Origin of the sequence: Pseudomonas sp. KnCO4 (genome assembly GCF_045344305.1) — a bacterium.
GTDB lineage: Bacteria > Pseudomonadota > Gammaproteobacteria > Pseudomonadales > Pseudomonadaceae > Aquipseudomonas > Aquipseudomonas anuradhapurensis.
Genome location: NZ_CP174199.1, coordinates 3076550 through 3095891, shown reverse-complemented (window position 1 = coordinate 3095891; position 19342 = coordinate 3076550). Strand labels below are relative to the sequence as shown.

The window sequence follows — 19342 nt, the reverse complement described above, 5'->3', positions numbered from 1 at the left end:
CTTCCAATGCTGACCGGTAGCTACTCCTCTTCGCTGGTGTTGATTTCGCTGTGCGTGGCGATTCTGGCGTCCTATACCGCCCTTGACCTGACTGGCCGCATCGCCACGGCAAAGGGCCGGGCGGCGTTGCTGTGGATGGGGGGTGGTGCACTGGCCATGGGCATCGGTGTGTGGTCGATGCATTTCATCGGCATGCTCGCCTTCAGCCTGCCCATCGAACTGGGCTATGACTTGGGCCTGACCGCGTTTTCGCTGCTGATTGCCGTATTGTCTTCGGGTTTTGCCCTGTGGCTGGTCAGCCAGCCGAGCCTGCCGGCGTTGCAGCTGGGCTTCGGTGCGCTGGTGATGGGGGCCGGCATCGCCTGCATGCACTACACCGGCATGGCGGCGCTGCGCATGCTGCCGGGCATCGACTATGACCCGAGCCTGTTCGGCGCCTCGTTGCTGATTGCCGTGGGCGCCTCGGCAGCGGCCCTGTGGATTGCCTTCCGCCTGCGTACGCACACGCCCTACGTCCGGCAGATCCGCGGCGTGGCGGCGGTAGTGATGGGGATTGCCATCGTCGGTATGCACTACACTGGCATGGCCGCGGCGAATTTCCCCGAAGGCAGCTTTTGCGGCGCGCTGGCGGGTGGCGGCTTGCAGGGCGATGGCCTGGTCTACCTGGTGCTGATCACCACCCTGGCGGTGCTGGCCGTGGCCTTGCTCACCTCGGTGCTGGATGCCCGCCTCGAAGCGCGCACCGCCGAGCTGGCCCGTTCGCTGACCCTGGCCAACCAGGAGCTCACCCAGCTGGCCCTGCACGACACCCTCACCGACCTGCCCAACCGTACCCTGCTGGCCGACCGCATCGAACAGGCCATCGCCAAGGTGGCGGAGCAGGGCGGCTGCTTTGCCTTGATGTTCATCGACCTGGACGGTTTCAAGCCGGTCAACGATGCCTTCGGCCACCACATCGGCGATCTGCTGCTCAAGGCCGTTGCGGCCCGCCTGCGCGGCCACCTGCACAGCCAGGACACGCTGGCGCGCATTGGTGGTGACGAATTCGTGTTGTTGGTGGAATTGCAGGAGCCGAACGATGCCGTGGACGTGGCGGTGAAGCAGGTCAACCTGGTATCGCGGCCGTTCCGCGTGGCCGAGCATGACCTGCAGCTGTCGGCGAGCCTGGGCATCGTCCTGTACCCGGGTAACGGCCAGGACCAGCACGAGTTGCTGCGCAACGCCGACGCCGCCATGTACCACGTCAAGAGCGCCGGCAAGAACGGCTACAGCTTCTTCGACGCGTCGATGAACAGCAACGCCCGCCAGCAACTGCAACTGCTGCAGGACTTGCGCCAGGCGCTGGAGCTGCGCCAGTTCCGCCTGCACTACCAGCCCAAGTTCGACGCCCAGGCTTGCCAACCGATCGGCGCCGAGGCCTTGCTGCGCTGGGAACATCCGCAGCAGGGCCTGCTGCTGCCCGATCGCTTCATTGGGCTGGCGGAAAAGACCGGCCTGATCATCCCTATCGGTGAGTGGGTGCTGATCGAGGCCTGTCGGCAGATGCGTCAGTGGCTGGACCAGGGCTATCAGGGCTGGCGCATGGCCGTGAACCTGTCAGCCATCCAGTTCTGCCATGCCGGGCTGGTCGAGAGCGTGGCCCGGGCGTTGCAGCAATCCGGTCTGCCAGCCAACTGCCTGACCCTGGAAATTACCGAGACCACCGCCATGCACGACGCCGATGCCAGCCTGACGGTGCTGCAGCGCCTGTCCGACATGGGCGTGGACCTGTCCATCGATGATTTTGGTACCGGTTATTCCAGCCTGATGTATCTCAAGCGTCTGCCGGCCAACGAGCTGAAGATCGACCGCGGGTTCGTCCGCGACCTGGAGCAGGACAGCGACGATGCGGCGATCGTTTCCGCTATCGTGGCGTTGGGCCAGGCACTGGGCCTGCGGATCGTTGCCGAAGGGGTGGAAACCGACAAGCAGCAGGCGTTTCTGACCCGCCTGGGTTGTGATTCGCTGCAAGGTTACCTGCTAGGCCAGCCGGTGCCGGCCGAGCAGTTCATGGGCAAGTTGCAGGCCATGCGCGAGGGTACTACGGCAGTGGGTTAGACCGCGTCGCGCAGGGGGATGGCGGGGATGAAGGCATCCATTTCCGCTTCGACGGCTTCGATGATGCGTTCTACGTCGGCCGCGGCCATGATCGCCGCACAGGGGATGCCGGCGATCGCCAGCAGGGTTTCGCCGGTGGCGCGGTCGAACAGCCGCGCGACCATGCTGCGTGGCGCATCCATGCTGGCTTCGAAGCCCAGTGGGTGGAAATGCCAGCGCATCACCTGGCAGGCGTTGGGGAACGTCATTTTGTTCATGCCAGCCTCCTTGTCCGTACCCGGACGTGGTGAGCGGGTGGCCACCTCGCTGTGGCCACCGGGAAGGTAACCATAGCACCTGCCACGAGCAATTCTCGCTGGCAAATGCGACAAAAGTACTAATGCATGATGGCGGTCACAACTCTGGCCTCGCCGTCGACCTCTGCGTGCCGCGCTGGCAAACGTTTGCCCGGCAGCATAGCGGCGGTCAGCCTGGTGTCGTCCGCCGCTGCATGGATGTGCGGGTGAGGTTTTTTTCGGACGAACGGCCCGGTTAACCCAGCAACCCCGCCGCGATATTGATGGTGAACCCGAGAATCGCGGTATTGAAAACGAACCCCACCAGTGAATGCGCCAGCACCACCTTGCGCAGGCCGCGCCCGGCGACGCCGACGTCCGAGGTTTGCACCGCGATGCTGATGGTGAACGAGAAGTAGTGGAAGTCCCAGTAATCCGGGTTGCGCTCGCCGTCGGCGAAACGCAGCGGCGGCTCATGCTGTTGCGCGGTGTAGAACAGCCGGGCGTAATGCAGGCTGAAGATGCAGCCGATCAGCAACCACGAGCCGGCCACGGTCAGGCCGGTATAGAGGTAGTGCAGCGCCTGTGGGGTGCCTTGCAGGCCGCGACTGGACACCAGTTGCAAGGTGACTGCAGCGAGGCTGGCTATCGCGGCGATGCACACGGTGAGCAAGACCAGGCCGGCGTTTTCATCTTCGACCCGGGCAACCTTGCGCACCTTGTCCGGGTTGGCATTCCAGGTCAGGTAGAACACCAACAGCAGGTAAAGCCATACCCCCAGGTTCCAGCCGGCAAGGATGCGCTGGACGGTGTCGTCTGCAGGAATCAGCCAGGCGCCGAGCAGGCCGGCCAGGGTGGCGACAGTCAGGCGCGGGTGGGTGTGGGTCAGGCGGTGAAAAGCCATGTGGCCTCGCTGGCAAAGGGAGTGGCTACTACTCTAGACGGTGACCGAGATAAGTGGCACGCCCCGGTCCATTGTCGGCGCGAGCATGCCCGCTCGCACGGGGCGGGCGCAATCGTCGGGCTGCGTGGCCGGGTGTTTGTTTGATGTCGCCCATCGCACGGCATTGCAACTCTCAGTACACTGCACGCTCCAATCAACATCCCCACCATCCGTTGAACTCGAGGTTTTTGCATGACGCTCAGTCCTTTGGCAGGCAAGCCGGCTCCGGCCAGCGTGCTGGTCGATATCCCACGACTGCTCACCGCCTATTACACCGGCCGCCCCGATGCTGCCGTGGCGGCCCAGCGGGTGGCCTTCGGCACCTCGGGGCACCGGGGCACTTCACTTGAGTTGAGCTTCAACGAATACCACGTCCTGGCCATCACCCAGGCCATCTGCCTGTATCGCCAGGAGAAGGGCATCGACGGCCCGCTGTTCATCGGCGCCGATACCCATGCCCTGTCGGCACCGGCTACTGCCAGCGCCGTGGAAGTGCTGGCGGCCAACGGCGTGCAGGTGATGCTGTCCAAGGACGACGAGTACACGCCGACCCCGGCCGTGTCCCACGCCATCCTCTGCCATAACCGTGGCCGCACGCAGGGCCTGGCCGATGGCATCGTCATCACCCCGTCGCACAACCCGCCGCAGAGCGGTGGCTTCAAGTACAACCCACCCAATGGCGGCCCGGCCGACAGCGACGTGACCAAGTGGATCGAAGCCAAGGCCAACGAACTGCTGGCGGCGAACCTGGCGGGGGTCAAGCGCATGGCGCATGCCCAGGCGCTGCAGGCCGCCACCACCCAGCGTCACGACTATGTCAGCAGCTACGTGGCCGACCTGGAAAATGTCATCGACTTCGACGTCATCCGTGGCGCCAAGCTGCGCCTGGGTGTCGACCCGCTGGGCGGGGCCGGGGTGCGCTACTGGTCGGCGATTGCCGAGCGCTACCAGCTGGACCTGGAAGTGGTGAATACCGAGGTCGACCCGACCTTCCGCTTCATGAGCGTGGACTGGGACGGCCAGATCCGCATGGACCCGTCCTCGCCGTACGCCATGCAAGGCCTGATCGGCCTGCGCGAGCGCTTCGACGTGGCGTTCGCCTGCGACCCGGACCATGACCGCCACGGCATCGTCACCCCGGATGGCCTGCTGCAGCCCAACAACTACCTGGCCGTAGCCATCGACTACCTGTACCGCCACCGCCCGCAATGGCGCAGTGACGCCGCAGTGGGCAAGACCGTGGTGTCCAGCGGCCTGATCGACCGCGTTACCCAGCGCCTGGGCCGCGAGTTGTACGAAGTGCCGGTGGGCTTCAAGTTCTTCGCCCAAGGGCTGTTCGACGGGACGCTCGGCTTTGGTGGCGAGGAGAGTGCAGGGGCTTCGTTCCTGCGCCGCGATGGCTCGGTCTGGGCCACCGACAAGGACGGCCTGATCCCGGCCTTGCTGGCTGCCGAGATGACCGCCCGCACCGGGCGCAACCCGAGCCAGGCCTACGCCGACCTTACAGCGGCGCTGGGCAAGCCGTTTGCTACGCGGGTCGAAGCCAAGGCTGATGCCCGGCAGAAGGCGCTGCTGAGCAAGCTGGCACCAGAGCAGGTGAAGTCGACCGAACTGGCCGGAGAGCCGATCGTGCAGATCCTCAGCCACGCGCCGGGCAATGGCCAGGCGATTGGCGGGCTGAAGGTGATGACCGCCAATGGCTGGTTCGCCGCGCGGCCGTCGGGCACCGAGGACATCTACAAGATCTACGCCGAAAGCTTCATCGACGAGGCGCACCTGCAGCGCCTGGTGCAGGAAGCGCAGGTGTTGGTGGACGCCGCGATCGCCTGACCAGGGCAATCCGTGCAGGAGCGGCCTTGCGTCGCGATGGGCTGCGCAGCAGCCCCGGCAATGTGCATATTCGCTGAGATCCGGGGGCTGCTGCGCAGCCCATCGCGACGCAAGGCCGCTCCTGCAAGCGACCGCGTCAAACCGTTCAGGCGGGGTCGGGCACCACGGCGATCACGTCGATCTCCATCAGCCACTCGGCCTGGGCCAACCCGGCGACCACCAGCCCGGTGGAAATCGGGAACACGCCTTTCAGCCATTTCCCCACTTCCTTGTACACCGGCTCGCGAAAGCGCGGGTCGGTGATGTAGGTGGTGGTCTTGACGATGTGCGACAGCTCCGAGCCGGCCTCTTCAAGCAGTTGCTTGACATTCTTCATTGCCTGCTCGGCCTGCGCCCGCGGGTCGCCCAGGCCCACCAGGTTGCCGTCGAAGTCGGTGCCGACCTGGCCGCGCACATAGATGGTATTACCGGCACGCACCGCCTGGCACAGGTCGTTGTCCAGGGTCTGGTTGGGGTAGGTGGCCTTGGTGTTGAACATGCGGATGCGAGTATGGGTAGGCATTAGTGGGCTCCGAAGGTGCTGACGTTGCTGATCTGGGTTTGTTGCTGCTCATCCGCGGCGCGTTGCTGGCGGTCGCGGTAGGCGCTATAGGTGCGTTGCGTGGCGATGTGCCCGGCGACGTGCTTGGCGTCGTGCCATACGCCCCAGATGAACGATGAGCCACGCCGCGACAGCCACGGCAGGCCAAGGAAGTAGATGCCCGGCTCGCGGGCCACGCCGCGCTGGTGCTGGGGCTTGCCGTTGGCGTCGAAGGTGTCGACCTGCAGCCAGCTGAAATCCACGCTGTAACCGGTGGCCCAGATGATGCTGGTGACCCCGGCCTTGGCCAGGTCCAGTTGCAGCAGCGGGTTGCGCATGCAGTCCGGGTCGGCCAGGCGTTGACGGGCTTCGGGCTCTTCCGGCAGGTCAAGGCCGTTGCGCTGGATGTAGGCATCGGCGGCATCCAGCAGGGCCAGGTAGTTTTCGTCGCCGCGGTTGATGTTCTCGACCAGGTTGTCCTGGAAGCGTGCCACACCGTTGTCGAACGACTGGGTCAGGCCGACCAGGGTCATGCCTTGGTGGGCAAGGGCGCGGAAGTCCACGGTATGGCCGCCACGGGCACCGCTGACGGCAATGGTCACATGCTCGCGGCCGGGCTTGGCGACTTCCGCGTCCCACTCACCCAGCACACCCAGCCACCAGCAGAAGTCACGGTTGCGGTAGGCGCGTGGCGGGCGGTCGTGGGCACCGACCGACAGGTATACCTGACGCCCGGCACGCATCAGTTCTTCGGCGATCTGTACACCCGAGGAGCCGGCGCCGACCACCAGCACAGCCCCTGCTGGCAGTTGTGCGGGGTTGTAATAGGCCGCCGAGTGGATCTGGTGCAGGTTGCTGTCGTGCGGCGCGATGGCCGGGATCACCGGTTTCTGGAACGGGCCGGTGGCAGCGACGACGCGGTTGGCGCGGATCACGCCTTGGTTGGTTTCGATGGTGAAGCCGGGGCGGTCGCTGTTGCGCACGACCTTCTTCACTTCGATGCCGGTGCGTACTGGCAGGTTGTACTTGCGTACATACTGCTCGAAGTAGTCGGCCACTTGGTCCTTGCCGGCAAAGGCATCGGCGTCGAGGTCGAATTCCAGCCCCGGGAAGCGGTCGTGCCAGGCCGGGCCGTTGGCCACCAGCGAGTCCCAGCGGCCGCTGCGCCAGGCCTCGGCGATACGCTTGCGCTCCAGCACCAGGTGCGGCACGCCAAGCTTGCTCAGGTGTTCGCTCATGGCCACGCCGGCCTGGCCGGCGCCGACCACGAGCGTGTCGATTTCGAGATTGTTCAGTGTCATGTCCGAGCCCTTGTTCAGGCGGTTTTTGTCAGGTCGGTTTGGAGGACCGCCGTTGCCTGGGGCCAGACTAGGGATGCCGTGGAAACGGCGAAAATAGTATTTAGCTGGGGCTTGCCGATAAAACGGCGAAGGCCCCTGTTCTTGTGGCCTGCAGGGCTGAGTACAGCAGTATTTGCGGGGATTCTGGGGGGGGGCTTGGCCTGGCCTTAGTTTTTTCCTCTGCAAGGCCTCGGAAAAAGGTGGTTTCGTCTGCCGGAAGGTTCCACCCAGAATGCCCTGCATCGCACAGCACAACAGGAACCATGACATGACTTTCTCCATCATCGGCCGCTGTCAGGAAACCGGGCAGGTCGGTATCGCCATCAGCTCGTCGAGCATCGCGGTGGGCGCCCGCTGCCCGTGGGTGCGGGCCGGCGTTGGCGCGGTGGCCACGCAGAACATCACCTTGCCAGCTTTGGGGCCGCAGATTCTCGATGCCCTGGAACAGCAGCTGCCGCCCGCCGCGGCGCTGGACCGGGTGCTGAGCGCCAATGGCTGGAGTGAATACCGCCAGGTCACGGTGATCGACAGCCACGGCCAGGTCGCGCTGTTTACCGGGAAACAAGCCCTGGGCACGCATCACGCCGTGGCCGGTGAACAATGTGCGGCAGCTGGCAACCTGCTGGCCTCGCCCCAGGTGATCGAGGCGATGGTGCAGGCTTTTGAACAGGCTGGAGGGCACCTGGCCGATCGCCTGCTGGCGGCCATGCAAGCGGCGCTGGCCGCTGGCGGCGAGGCCGGGCCTGTGCACTCGGCGGCGTTGAAGATTGCCGGCGAACTGACCTGGCCGTTGGTGGACCTGCGGGTGGATTGGGCCGACGCCGACCCGATCGGCGTGCTCGACGGCCTGTGGCAGGCGTACCGGCCGCAGATGCAGGACTACGTCACCCGTGCGCTCAACCCGACTGTGGCGCCAAGCTACGGGGTGCCGGGCGATGAGTGAAGATGCCAGCCGCACGCTGCTGGCCCGGCTGATCGGCTTTGCCACGGTCAGCCGCGATTCCAACCTGGCGCTGATCGGTTTCATCCGCGATTACCTGGCCGGGCTGGGCGTGGAAAGCGAACTGTTCCATAACCCGGAGGGCACCAAGGCCAACCTGTTCGCCACCATCGGGCCGAGGGACGTTGGCGGCATCGTGCTGTCTGGGCATACCGATGTGGTACCGGTCGACGGCCAGGCCTGGACCGTCGAACCGTTTGCCCTGAGCGAACGCGACGGTCGCCTGTATGGCCGCGGCACGGCCGACATGAAGGGCTTCATCGCCTCGGTCCTGGCGGCTGTGCCGGCGTTGGTCGCGCAGCCGTTGCGCCTGCCGGTGCACCTGGCGTTTTCCTATGACGAGGAAGTCGGCTGCCTGGGCGTGCGCTCGCTGTTGGCCGCACTCGAACAGCGCCCGCACAAGCCTCGGCTGTGCCTGATTGGCGAGCCCACCGAACTCAAGCCGGTACTCGGGCACAAGGGCAAGCTGGCGATGCGTTGCCAGGTGCAGGGTGCGGCCTGTCATTCGGCCTATGCGCCGTATGGGGTGAACGCCATCGAGTATGCGGCGAAGCTGATCGGCAAGCTCGGTGATATCGGTGAGGCCCTGGCCTTGCCGGAACACCACGACGCGCGCTTCGATCCGCCGTTCTCCACGGTGCAGACCGGTGTGATCAAGGGCGGCAGGGCGCTGAACATCGTGCCGGCAGAGTGCGAGTTCGATTTCGAAGTACGCACTTTGCCGGGGTTTGCAGCGCAGGCGGTGGCCGACCAGTTGCAAACCTATGCCGAGGCCGAGTTGCTCCCGCGCATGCGCAAGGTCAATGCGGCCAGCGCGATACGCTTGCAACCGTTGAGTGCCTACCCGGGGCTGGCGACCCCGGCAGACAGTGAGGCGGCACAGTTGGTGGCGTTGCTGAGCGGGTCGGAGGCGTTCGGTACGGTGGCGTTTGGCACCGAAGGTGGATTGTTCGACCAGGCGGGGATCCCGACCGTGGTGTGTGGGCCGGGAAGCATGGATCAGGGGCACAAGCCGGATGAGTTTGTCAGTGTCGAGCAACTGCAGGGCTGCGATGCCATGCTGTCGAGGCTGGTGGATTACCTCAGGCAGCACTGATGGGCTGGCCGTGAATGGGCCGCACGGCGGCCCATGCGCCTCAGAAGGTCGCCTTGACCTGCAGGCCAAGCACCAGCGCGTTGTCGATGGCTTTCCCGGAGAATGCCCCTGGCTCGATGATGTACTGCATGTCCGGGCGCAGGTTCAGCCACGGCGTCGCCTGGTAGCCATAGCTCAGCTCGATCAGCTGCTCGGCGCTGTCGATATCGGGGAACGGCTGGCCAGCGTTGTAGGCGGCATCCTCCAGTGCGTCGCGGCTACGTGGGTTGGGCACGGCGCGGCCATAACCCAGCGCCACGGTATCCTTTGGGCGCCCCGCGAACGGCTGGTACAGCACCACGCCGGCACCATACCAGCGGGTGAACGGCGAAGCGGCCTTGCTCGATGCCGAATACTGGCCGAAGGCATGCAGGCTGCGGCCCGGCGAACCCTCATCGTTCCACAGTGCCTGGTCGACCAGCAGGTAGTGGCCGCCACGCCCTGACACCTGCTCATGGCTGCCGATGCGCTTCACATCGGAGCTGTCGTAGTAGTAACCCAGCTTGTACTCGCCAGGCAGCGCGCCCTGCAGCTTGTACACCAGCTCGACCGGTATCACGGTGCCCGTCGTGTGCTTGGGCCCCAGGTGCCAGGCGCGGCTGGCGTTGCCGTTGCTCTCGGGGTCGACGTTGAACGCCGCCACGCGCAGTTGCCAGGCCGGCGACAGGTCGTACTTCACCCGTGCGCCCAGGTGCGCATTGGGGTAATTGGTCCAGCCACTGCCGCCGGACATGTTCAGCGGGTGGCCGCAGAAGCCGGCGTTCATGAAATTGCACAGGATGCCGCTGTCCAGGCCGCCGAGGTCGTTGCCCATGGCCATGTAGCCAAGCTTGACGTTGAGCGCCGGGGTAAACAGGGTGCGCTCGTAGCTCAGTTCGGTCAGGCGGGTGTAGAGGCCGCCGTAGTTTTCCTGGATCGGCAGGCGGTTGCCCACCAGGTCTTCCGAAGCGCTGTTACCGCGCCGGTCGTTGATGGTCAGCTGGACCTTGCCGCCGTTGTCCAGGCCATACAGTTTCGACAGGTCGAACTGCACGCCCAGTTTCAGGTTTTGCGAATAGCGCGCCGAGCGGTGCAGGCCGCCATGGGCGTTATAGGCGGTTTCGCCGCTGTAGTCGCCTGTTAACTTGACGCCGTCTGCTTCCAATTGATGGCGCAGGCCGCCCCAGTCGCCGGTAAGGGTGCTGCGGGTGGTCAGGTCGCCGTCGGCCAGGGCGGTGGTGCTGGCCAGGGCCAGTAGCAGGGTGGGGGTGATGCGGGTTACGCAGGGCATTACTGAATCTCGGAGTGTGTTCCAGGGGTATTCGCAAGCAAGCCTGCGTCCCACAGGGCCACTGGTGGCCCTGTGGGAGCGGGCGTGCCCGCGAAGCAGGCGACGCGGTGTCACGGCAGCGCGTAAGCCATCACGTAGTCGCCGCGGTCAGTCGACTGGCGCGCGCCGCCAGCCGTGACTACCACGTATTGCTTGCCGGTTTTCGGCGAGACATAGGTCATCGGGCCGCCCTGGCTGCCCACGGGCAGGCGGGCCTTCCAGACTTCGTTGCCGTTGCTGCTGTCGTAGGCGCGCAGGTAGAAGTCCTGGGTGCCGGCGATGAACACCAGGCCGCCTTGGGTCGACAAGGTGCCACCGAGGGTCGGCAGGCCGATCTTGATCGGCAGGTGCATGCGGATGCCCAGCGGGCCGGTGTCTTCGACAGTACCGACCGGCACCTGCCAGGCCACCTGGCGGGTTTTCATGTCGATGGCGGTGAGGGTGCCAAATGGTGGCGCCTGGCACGGAATACCGGCTACCGAGAGGAAGCGGTTCTTGTTCACTGCATACGGTGTGCCCTTGAGCGGTACGGCGCCCATGCCGGTATTCAGCGCCTCGCCGCCCGAGGCGGCACCGCCCTTGTTCTGCGACGGGATCATCTGGATCCACAGGCCCAGGCGCATGTCGTTGACGAAGATGAAACCATGCACCGGGTCGGTGGAAATGCTGCCCCAGTTCATGCCGCCCAGCGAGCCCGGGAAGCTCAGCGCCAGGTCGGTGCCGGGTGCGGTGTACAGGCCGTCATAACGCATCTTCTTGAAGTCGATACGGCACAGCAGCTGGTCATATGGGGTGGCGCCCCACATGTCGGATTCGGTCAGCGTCTGTGCGCCGATCTGCGGCATGCCCACCGACTTCGGCTGGGTCGGGGAATAGGGTTCGTTGGGAATGTTGCCGGGCTTGACCGGCACTTCGTCGACCTGGGTCAGCGGCTTGCCGGTGGCGCGGTCGAGCACGTAGATCTGCCCGGCCTTGGTGCCGATTACTACCGCCGGTACCGACTGGCCGTCATCCTTGGTGAAGTCGATCAGGCTCGGCTGCATCGGCAGGTCGAAGTCCCACAGGTCGTTGTGCACGGTCTGGAACACCCACTTCTGGTTGCCGGTGGTGGCGTCCAGGGCCAGCACCGAAGCGCCGTAGGTGTGGTCCAGCCGGGTGCGTTCGACGCCGTAGATATCGGTGGACGACGAGCCCATCGGCAGGAACACGGTGTTCATCGCCGGGTCGTAGGACATCGGTGCCCAGCTGTTCGGGGTGCTGCGCACGTAGGTCTTGTCGCCCTGTGGCGCCTGTCGGTCGTCCGGGTTGCCCGGGTCGAAGGCCCAGCGCATTTCACCGCTGAACACGTCGAAACCACGGATCACGCCGCCAGGCATGTCGGTCTGCACGTTATCGGCGATACGCCCGCCGACCACCACCGTGGTGCCGGCCATCAGCGGTGCAGAGGACAGCTGGTAGTAGGAGTCCGGTACATTGCCCAGGCCGGCCAGCAGGTTGACCTGGCCGTTGTTGCCGAAGCCTTGGCAGAACTCGCCGGTGTCGGCGTCTACGGCAATCAGGCGGCCATCGATGGTATTGGTCAGCAGGCGACGCTGGCAGTTGGCACCGGCCGGCACGCTACCGACAGTGACCGGCGTGCTGTTCGGCTGGGTTGGCTGGGCGATTGGCGCGCTGGCGTCGAAATAGGCCATGCCACGGCAGCGCTGCCAGACCTTGGACTGCGCGTTGATCGGGTTCTTCCACAGTTCCTTGCCGGAGTCGGCGTCAAGCGCGATCAGGTTGTTGTGCGGGGTGCAGATGAACACCTTGTTGCCAACCTGCAGCGGGGTCAGCTGGTCCTCGGCACCGTTGCCGTCGCTGATGGCCACGTCACCAGTGTGGTAGGTCCAGGCCACCTGGAGCTTGCTGACGTTGTCGCGATTGATCTGGTCCAGCGCGGCGAAGCGGCTGCCGCCTTCGCTGTTGCCGTAGTGCGCCCAGTCCTTCTGCTGCTTGCCGGCTTCGACCGGGGTCATGCCCGGGCCCTTGCCGGTAGGGGCGACAGTGGGGTGGGCAACGAACATGTTGCCGACGGCGATGACCAGTGCCACGGCCATGACCGCGGCCACGCCATAGGCACCACGGCCGCTGCTGGCGCCGCTGGCACGCGCCAGCAGCGGGTAGACCAGCGCCACCACCAGGCCGATGGCGGCGAACATGAACAGGCGCGAGAACAGCGGCCAGAACACCAGGCCGGCGTCGGCCAGCGCCCAGATCGCGGTACCTACCAGGAACGCTGCGTACAGCCAGGCGCCAGCCGGCTTGCGACGTGCGATGAGAATACCGGCGATGGCCATGGCCAGGCCGCCGATCAGGAAGTACCAGGAACCGCCCAGGCCGGCCAGCTTGACGCCGCCCGCCGCCAGGAGGAGGCCAAGCAGGGCGACGATTACGCCCAGGCCGACCAGGATGATGTGTGTGGCGCCGGAAGCGCGCGGTATTGCTTTCATGCCAGGGATCTCAGCAGGTGGAATACGCGCAGTTTAAACGCTTAGCTTGCTAATTAACAAGTTGGTACATAATTTTGTGAGGCTGATTGTCGCAGGGTTGAACTGGCCTGTTAGCCGCAAAATGTATGGATCAGGCGGCGAAAATGACGATAAAAAAGCGCTTCGGGTGGGCCGGGCTGCGGAAACTCGACAGGTTACGCCGGCCACGGACTGCCTCTGCTGTAGAAAACCGCAAGCCAGATCGTCGCTGTGCCGGGGGCAGTCCATTCCACGCGATGGCGGTAATGTGGCGGGATGTCCAGGCAATCGCCCGCCGCCAGCAGGCGGGTGTACTGTTCGTGCTCGAAGCGCAGGCCCGCGGCACCGCTGAGCAGGACCACCCATTCGCCTTCGGCCTGGTCGTACCAGAACCCGGGTGGGCTGGCCTGCCCAGTGGAGACGATGCGTTCCACGCGTATGCCCGGGCGACTGAGCAGTTCATCGACACGTTCAGCGCTGGTGGCGGCGCAAGGGGGCAGGTCGGTCAGGAGGTTGCGCAATGTCATGGAATGCCTCGCTCGAAGGGGACTGCTTCCACTATGGACGCGATTTCCCGGTGCCGCGCTTCTTGACCCGCCCGGCCGTTTGTAAGAACTTTCCGAGATTTGGAAGACGGGCAGCAAATGGACAAACTCCTGGCGATGAAAATGTTCGTGGCCACCGTCGATGCCCAAGGCTTTTCGGCTGCCGCGCGCAGGCTTGGGCTGGCGACTTCGTCGGTGACGCGCCTGGTTGACGCCCTGGAAACCACCTTGGGTGCCACCTTGCTCAACCGCTCGACCCGCCAGGTCAGCCTGACCGAGGCCGGCGCGCGCTATTACGAGCGCGCCCGGGGTATTTTCGAAGCGCTGGACGAGGCCGATGCCAGCGTCGCCGACCGCGGCGAGGAGCCGGTCGGCGTGCTGCGCCTGTGCTTGCCGGTGGAATTCGGCAGGCGGGTCATCGCCCCGCACCTGGGGCCGTTCCTGGCGCAGCACCCGGCACTGGAACTGGACATCGACCTCAGCGACCGCCTGGATGATTTGCTCGATGGCCGCTACGACCTGTCGATCCGCCTGGGTGACCCTTCGCCCAACGATGAGCTGGTGTGTCGCCAGCTGGGCCGCTTCGAGCGCTGGCTGGTGGCCAGCCCGGCCTACCTGGCCGGGCGTGATGCGCTGCAGCATCCCCGGCAGCTGCTCGAGCACGCTTGCCTGCGCTTTCGCTATGGTCAGAAAGGCCGCCCTTGGCGCCTGACCCGGGCGCAGGAGAGCCTGGAGCTGGAAGTGAGCGGGCCGTTGCGCAGCGCCAATGCCGACCTGCTGCGCGAGACCGCATTGGCCGGCAGCGGCATTGCACTGCTGGCCGATTGGTTGGTGCGCGAGGACGTGGCGGCCGGGCGCCTGCAGCGGCTATTCCCCGATTGGCGGGCCAGCCCTGGGGCGGCCAACGACAGCATCAATGCCCTGTACCTGCCCAACCACCGTGGTTCCAGGCGGGTGAACGCGTTCATTCACTTTTGCGAAGCGGTACTGGCGCAGCGCGCCTAGCGTTGCGCAACACGCAAAAGCCCGTTGCGCCAGCGCCGGATTCCCGCTGCCGACGCCGCTGGGTAAGGTGGTCGGCATATTCCATCCGTTGCCGAGGAACCTCGCATGAATCCCTCCCTTGCCGCCGCGCAGCCGGCAGCCACCGGCCTGAGCCGGGCCCTGGTCGCACTGCTGGCGTTCTGCTGTGGCGCGATTGTCGCCAACATCTACTATGCCCAGCCCATCGTCGGGCTGATTGCCCCCGACCTTGGGCTGTCCACCGAACACGCCAGCCTGATCGTCTCGCTCACCCAGCTGGGCTATGCCTTGGGCCTGTTGCTGCTGGTGCCGCTGGCCGACCTGCTGGAAAACCGCCGGCTGATGGTGGCCACTGCGGTACTGGCCGGGGTCAGCCTGCTGCTGGCGGGCACCAGCCGCAGTGGCCAGGGCCAGCTGTTCCTGGGCTATGCACTGCTGATCGGCTTCAGCTCGGTGGCGGTGCAGATGCTCATCCCGCTGGCGGCGCACCTGGCGCCGGAGCAGCAGCGTGGACGCGTGGTCGGCAACATCATGGGCGGCCTGCTGCTGGGCATCCTGCTGGCGCGGCCGTTGTCGAGCCTGGTGGCCGACCACTTTGGCTGGCGTGCAGTGTTCATCGGCGCCGCTGCGGTCATGCTGGCGATCATCCTGTTGCTGGCGCTGACCCTGCCGCAGCGCCGCCCCGAGCACAAGGCCAGCTATGCCGACTTGATGCTGTCGCTGCTGACGCTGCTGCGCCGTTACCCCTTGCTGCGCCAGCGCTCGCTGTACCAGGCGTTGATGTTCGCGGCGTTCAGCCTGTACTGGACCGCAGTGCCGATGGCCTTGGCCGGTGCGCATGGCTTGTCGCAGAGCCAGATCGCCGTATTCGCCCTGGTCGGCGCGGTGGGTGCCGTTGCCGCCCCGCTGGCCGGTCGCCTGGCCGATGCCGGGCATGCCCGGGCTGGCTCGCTGCTGGCGCTGCTGCTGGCACCGGCGGCCCTGCTGCTGGGGCTGACGGCGCCGGGCTACAGCGTGATTGGCCTGGGGCTTACCGGGGTGCTGCTGGATTTCGCCGTGCAGATGAACATGGTGATTGGCCAGCGCGAGGTCTACGCACTGGACCCGGCCAGCCGCGGGCGCTTGAACGCGGTGTACATGACCAGCATCTTCCTCGGCGGGGCGCTGGGCTCGGCGGTCGCCAGCGCGTTGTTCAGCCAGTTCGGCTGGCAGGGTGTGGCGTGGCTGGGGGCTGGGTTGCCGGGTGTAGCCTTGGTCATTTTCCTGGCCAAGGCCGGCCGCAACTGAAGGACGACGCGCCCTGCTGCGCAAGCTGCCTGGCTCATCGCCCAAGCGGCAGCGCGACGCCGATCAGGGCAAACAGGCTGCCACAGCAGCGATTGAAACCTTTGCCGCCCTTGGCCAGCCAGGGGCGGATGCGAAACGCCAGGCGGGCCAACAGGTATTCGACCAGAAACTCGACACTGGCAAAGGTCGCTGCCATGACCACGAACTGCACGAACAGCCCACGCTGCGGGTCGATGAATTGCGGCAGGAACGCACCATAGAACAACAGCACCTTGGGGTTGGCCATGGCCGACAGCAGGCCCTGGCGGAACAGGCTGGCATTGCCCAGCCGGGCGCTTTGCCCGGTCAACTCAAGGTGCAAGCCGGGGCTGCGCCACAGCTGGATTCCCAGCCAGATCAGATAGGCACCCCCCACCCACTTGAGCACGCTCAGTACCGAGGCCGAAGCCTGCAGCAATGCGCTGAGGCCGAACATGGCCAGGGCGATCAGGGCGCTGAAGCCGAACACCCCGCCGATGATGGTGAACAACGTCCGCCGCGCCCCATACAGTGCGCCATGGCTCAGGGCCAGCAGGCTGTTGGGGCCAGGGGTCAGCGACAGGCCGATGCTGGCCAGCAGGTAGATCAGCCAGGTGTGGAGTGCCATGGCGGGTGAGCCTCGTTGAGAAGAAAATAGCGCCAATTGTAGGAGCGGATTTATCCGCGAAGCAGGCGACGCGGAGAATGGCACGGGCTCTGCCGGTATTCGCGAGCATGGAGGGATACCACGATGTGAGCTGAGCCCCTCATGCCGAACGGCTGAAACCAGGCTATCTCCGCCTGGCTCATTGCGGGGCCCCGAACACCCCCGTCCAGTAGATGCCCGCATCGCTCTTCGGGTCCACCGCATAGGCAGCCCCCAGTTCGCGGAACTCCGGGTTCATCAGCGTGGCGCAATGCCCCGGACTGTCCAGCCAGCCATCGACCACCTTGTGCGCAGTGTCACGCCCTGCAGCGATGTTCTCGCCAATCTGCCGGTACAGGTAGCCGGCCAGTTCGGCCCGGTCACCGGGGGTACGGCCATCCTTGTCGATATGGTCGAAGAAGTTCTGGTTGGCCATGGCCCGGGTGTGGTTGGCGGCGACGCCGGCCAGCACGCTGCTCCAGCTCAGCGCAGGGGCGGCGGCAAACGGCTGGCCACCGCACTGGCGCGGCACTTTGCGCGCAGCATTGATTTCCTGCAGCACTTTCTGCCCTTCGGCCTGCCAGTCGCCCAGGCGGCCACTGAGCAGTGGCCGCGCCAACACGATACGCCATTCGCGGCCTTCCTGGCTGACGCCGATATCGACGAACTGCGGGTCGAGCACCACCTGGCAGAAGCTCTCCTCGATGGCGTGCATGGCGGCGCGTGCATCGCGCGGCCCCGACAGGCTGATGGCCTGCACGTTGACCATCGGGTAAGCGGCGCGGGTCATCGCCTGCTGCAGGTCGCGGGTGCCTTCCGGTGACAGCGCCAGGCGGGTATCGCTGTTGAGTGGCGGCAGCTCCAGCGACGCTTCGCCACCGCAGGGCTGGGCCTTGCTGCGGTAGGTATTGATCGAATCGATCAGTTGCGCCTCTTCGCCGGTGGCAGCCAGCGCCCCGGTCGAGACGACCAGGGCCAGCGCCAAGGCGGCAACAGATGACAGGACGCGCATGTGGATCTCCCTATGACTGGCAGCGTCGTGGTTTGCGCTGCTCATCCTACACAAGCCCGGGGCTTTTGGCCCGGGATCGTGCAAAGCAATGAAAACGCCGGCAATCGTGGCTGGCGGCAAAAGAGGGAGTAGACCTGCCAGCGCCGAAAAAGTGCGATCAGCGCCTCATTGGCCAGCCTGGGCCCGTGTCAGCGGGCCAGTGCCTGGTTGGGCTTGTAGAACAGAAAATGCTGCGTCTGGGCGGTCCTGCGATAGGCTTTGGCCCAGTCCGGGCGAACGTTGCGGTCATGAAAGTACAACGCCCCGCCGGTGCTGTCCTTCAATTGCTGGTTGAGCGCCTTGCGCGCGATCTCCTTGGCAATGCCATAACGCTGCGGTTCCTCGACCTGGTCAGGGCGCCCGTCGCACCACCAGGAGAACTGGCAGGCCTTGCTCTCGACACCTTGTTTGACCACGCCGCAAATAGTGTCCGGGAAGCCCTCGCTACCCAGCCGATTGAGTACCACGCTGGCCACGGCGGCCATGTCTTCGGCGTCGGCGCCCTTGGCCTCCCAGTAAACGGTCCGGGCCAGGCAGGTGATGCTGTCATCCAATGCTGCCTGGCCGGCCGGGTCCACGGCCTGCGCTTCTGCCGGGGTAAGGGTTTCTGCCTTGTTTGGCGGTGGCGCGTCGTTCACCACCTTGTCCTCGAGCCGCGTGGCCTTGTCTTCGGCGATCGCTGCCTTGACGGGGTCGGCAGCGTCCACTGGGCCCGAGAGCAGGGCCAGGCCGGTCAGTATCCAGAACAGGCGCATGGGCGGGCTCCGAACCGTGAGGTGGTTCACAGTCTAGTCAAGCGCAAGCATCAGTACCAAGGGCAACGTCGCAGCGGCAGCCACGGTCTGCAGCGCGATGATGGCAGCCATCAGCGGTGCGTTGCCGCCCATTTGTCGGGCCATCACATAGGAAGAGGAAGCCGTGGGCAGCGCCTGGAACAACACGGCCACCACTGCCGCCTGGCCACCCAGGCCCAGCAAGCGACACAGGCCCCAGGTCGTCAGTGGCATGATCAAGAACTTGAACGCCGAGGCGGCCAGCAACGGGCGCAGCTGCTGGCCCAGGCTGGCGCCGCCAAGGGCGGCGCCGACACACAGCAGGCCCAGCGGCAGGGCCGCCTGGCCCAGCGCCTTGACGGTGGGCTCGATACCCGCCGGCAAGCCCAGCCCGCTGGCGCGCAGCAGCAAGCCGCCAGCGCAACCGACGATCAGCGGGTTGGCGAAGATCGCCCGCAGTACCGTGGCGGGTGAGCTATGGCGGGCGCTGAAGCGGGCGAACACCAGCACGCAAAGCAGGTTGACCAAGGGCACGATGGCGGCGTTGGCCACCGCGGCCAGGGCGATGCCGGCGCTGCCGTAGATGCCCGCTGCCAGGGTGGCGCCGATGTAGTTGTTGAAGCGGATACCGCCTTGGAACACTGACGTGAAGTCGGCACCAGCATGGTTCATTGCGCCCTGGTACAGCACCAGCAGCACGGCCCCGGCCAAGGTCGAGAGCATCAGCACGCCGACCATGCCGAGCACCGGTACGCCATCGAGGTTGGCGCTGGCCAGGCCGTGCAGAAACAGCGACGGCAACAGCACGTAGTAGCTCAGGCGCTCGGCGCCAGGCCAGAAGCTTTCTACGACAAAGCCACGCCGCCGCAGGAACGTGCCCAAGGCAATCAGCAGGATGATCGGTAGCAGGGTGGTCAGCAGCAAGTGGAGCATGATCAGCGTTCCGTGGCCGGGTACCGGGCAAGATTACGGAGGCTGTTTGA

At 65.6% G+C, this 19342-nt stretch carries 17 protein-coding genes; 6 read left to right on the top strand and 11 right to left on the bottom strand.

Annotated elements, in window-relative coordinates; all coding sequences use genetic code 11:
- Nucleotides 1–6: 6 nt before the first annotated feature.
- Nucleotides 7–2097 carry a putative bifunctional diguanylate cyclase/phosphodiesterase gene (locus ACJA3S_RS14550; protein ID WP_406819014.1) on the top strand — a complete coding sequence of 697 codons (2091 nt, stop codon included), beginning with the start codon at nucleotides 7–9 and terminating at the stop codon, nucleotides 2095–2097.
- Here ACJA3S_RS14550 and ACJA3S_RS14545 read toward each other — a convergent pair.
- A complete protein-coding gene (locus ACJA3S_RS14545; protein WP_170030233.1) occupies nucleotides 2094–2354 on the bottom strand; it encodes a DUF1652 domain-containing protein in 261 nt (86 codons plus the stop codon). The two genes, ACJA3S_RS14550 and ACJA3S_RS14545, sit on opposite strands and share 4 nt — an antisense overlap.
- 274 nt (nucleotides 2355–2628) lie before the next feature.
- The gene (locus ACJA3S_RS14540) at nucleotides 2629–3276 is read right to left on the bottom strand and encodes a DUF1345 domain-containing protein (protein ID WP_406819013.1); all 648 of its coding nucleotides are present in this window, start codon (nucleotides 3274–3276) and stop codon (nucleotides 2629–2631) included.
- A gap of 231 nt (nucleotides 3277–3507) precedes the next feature.
- On the opposite strand from ACJA3S_RS14540, the gene pgm reads away from it, so the two are divergent.
- The gene (gene pgm / locus ACJA3S_RS14535; RefSeq protein ID WP_406819012.1) at nucleotides 3508–5145 is read left to right on the top strand and encodes a phosphoglucomutase (alpha-D-glucose-1,6-bisphosphate-dependent); all 1638 of its coding nucleotides are present in this window, start codon (nucleotides 3508–3510) and stop codon (nucleotides 5143–5145) included.
- A 145-nt stretch (nucleotides 5146–5290) separates the two neighbouring features.
- Here the strand turns inward: pgm and ACJA3S_RS14530 are convergent, their stop codons facing one another.
- Both ACJA3S_RS14530 and ACJA3S_RS14525 read right to left on the bottom strand, forming a co-directional pair.
- Nucleotides 5291–5707: a RidA family protein gene (locus ACJA3S_RS14530; RefSeq protein ID WP_170030230.1), complete on the bottom strand. Its 417-nt coding sequence runs from the start codon at nucleotides 5705–5707 to the stop codon at nucleotides 5291–5293.
- Nucleotides 5707–7026: a flavin-containing monooxygenase gene (locus tag ACJA3S_RS14525; RefSeq protein WP_406819011.1), complete on the bottom strand. Its 1320-nt coding sequence runs from the start codon at nucleotides 7024–7026 to the stop codon at nucleotides 5707–5709. The genes ACJA3S_RS14530 and ACJA3S_RS14525 overlap by 1 nt, the downstream gene beginning before the upstream one ends.
- Nucleotides 7027–7333: 307 nt before the next feature.
- Here ACJA3S_RS14525 and ACJA3S_RS14520 point away from each other — a divergent pair, with 307 nt between their 5' ends.
- Together ACJA3S_RS14520 and argE are read left to right on the top strand one after the other, a co-directional pair.
- The gene (locus ACJA3S_RS14520) at nucleotides 7334–8008 is read left to right on the top strand and encodes a DUF1028 domain-containing protein (RefSeq protein WP_406819010.1); all 675 of its coding nucleotides are present in this window, start codon (nucleotides 7334–7336) and stop codon (nucleotides 8006–8008) included.
- Nucleotides 8001–9161, top strand: a complete 1161-nt coding sequence (gene argE / locus ACJA3S_RS14515) for an acetylornithine deacetylase (protein ID WP_406819009.1) — start codon at nucleotides 8001–8003, stop codon at nucleotides 9159–9161. Before ACJA3S_RS14520 ends, argE begins: the two co-directional genes overlap by 8 nt.
- Before the next feature lie 40 nt (nucleotides 9162–9201).
- Here argE and ACJA3S_RS14510 read toward each other — a convergent pair whose 3' ends face one another.
- The 3 genes from ACJA3S_RS14510 to ACJA3S_RS14500 form a co-directional block, all read right to left on the bottom strand.
- A complete protein-coding gene (locus ACJA3S_RS14510) occupies nucleotides 9202–10470 on the bottom strand; it encodes a carbohydrate porin (RefSeq protein ID WP_406819008.1) in 1269 nt (422 codons plus the stop codon).
- Nucleotides 10471–10580: 110 nt separating this feature from the next.
- Entirely contained in the window at nucleotides 10581–12998 is a 2418-nt protein-coding gene (locus ACJA3S_RS14505; RefSeq protein ID WP_406819007.1) for a glucose/quinate/shikimate family membrane-bound PQQ-dependent dehydrogenase, read from the bottom strand.
- 194 nt (nucleotides 12999–13192) lie between these two features.
- Entirely contained in the window at nucleotides 13193–13543 is a 351-nt protein-coding gene (locus ACJA3S_RS14500) for a cupin (RefSeq protein WP_406819006.1), read from the bottom strand.
- Nucleotides 13544–13660: 117 nt separating this feature from the next.
- Here ACJA3S_RS14500 and ACJA3S_RS14495 point away from each other — a divergent pair, with 117 nt between their 5' ends.
- Both ACJA3S_RS14495 and ACJA3S_RS14490 read left to right on the top strand, forming a co-directional pair.
- Nucleotides 13661–14566 (top strand): LysR family transcriptional regulator, encoded by a 906-nt coding sequence (locus ACJA3S_RS14495; RefSeq protein WP_406819005.1) that lies wholly within the window; start codon nucleotides 13661–13663, stop codon nucleotides 14564–14566.
- Nucleotides 14567–14671: 105 nt separating this feature from the next.
- The gene (locus ACJA3S_RS14490) at nucleotides 14672–15871 is read left to right on the top strand and encodes an MFS transporter (RefSeq protein WP_406819004.1); all 1200 of its coding nucleotides are present in this window, start codon (nucleotides 14672–14674) and stop codon (nucleotides 15869–15871) included.
- A gap of 34 nt (nucleotides 15872–15905) precedes the next feature.
- Here ACJA3S_RS14490 and ACJA3S_RS14485 read toward each other — a convergent pair whose 3' ends face one another.
- The 4 genes from ACJA3S_RS14485 to ACJA3S_RS14470 all read right to left on the bottom strand — a co-directional run bounded on the left by ACJA3S_RS14485 (nucleotide 15906) and on the right by ACJA3S_RS14470 (nucleotide 19292).
- The gene (locus tag ACJA3S_RS14485; protein ID WP_406819003.1) at nucleotides 15906–16517 is read right to left on the bottom strand and encodes a LysE family translocator; all 612 of its coding nucleotides are present in this window, start codon (nucleotides 16515–16517) and stop codon (nucleotides 15906–15908) included.
- Between the two features lie 178 nt (nucleotides 16518–16695).
- On the bottom strand, nucleotides 16696–17547 hold the full coding sequence (locus ACJA3S_RS14480) for a CAP domain-containing protein (RefSeq protein ID WP_406819002.1): 852 nt from the start codon (nucleotides 17545–17547) through the stop codon (nucleotides 16696–16698).
- Between the two features lie 188 nt (nucleotides 17548–17735).
- Nucleotides 17736–18341 (bottom strand): cell wall hydrolase, encoded by a 606-nt coding sequence (locus tag ACJA3S_RS14475; RefSeq protein WP_406819001.1) that lies wholly within the window; start codon nucleotides 18339–18341, stop codon nucleotides 17736–17738.
- Nucleotides 18342–18374: 33 nt separating this feature from the next.
- The gene (locus ACJA3S_RS14470) at nucleotides 18375–19292 is read right to left on the bottom strand and encodes an AEC family transporter (RefSeq protein WP_406819000.1); all 918 of its coding nucleotides are present in this window, start codon (nucleotides 19290–19292) and stop codon (nucleotides 18375–18377) included.
- Nucleotides 19293–19342 lie beyond the last annotated feature (50 nt).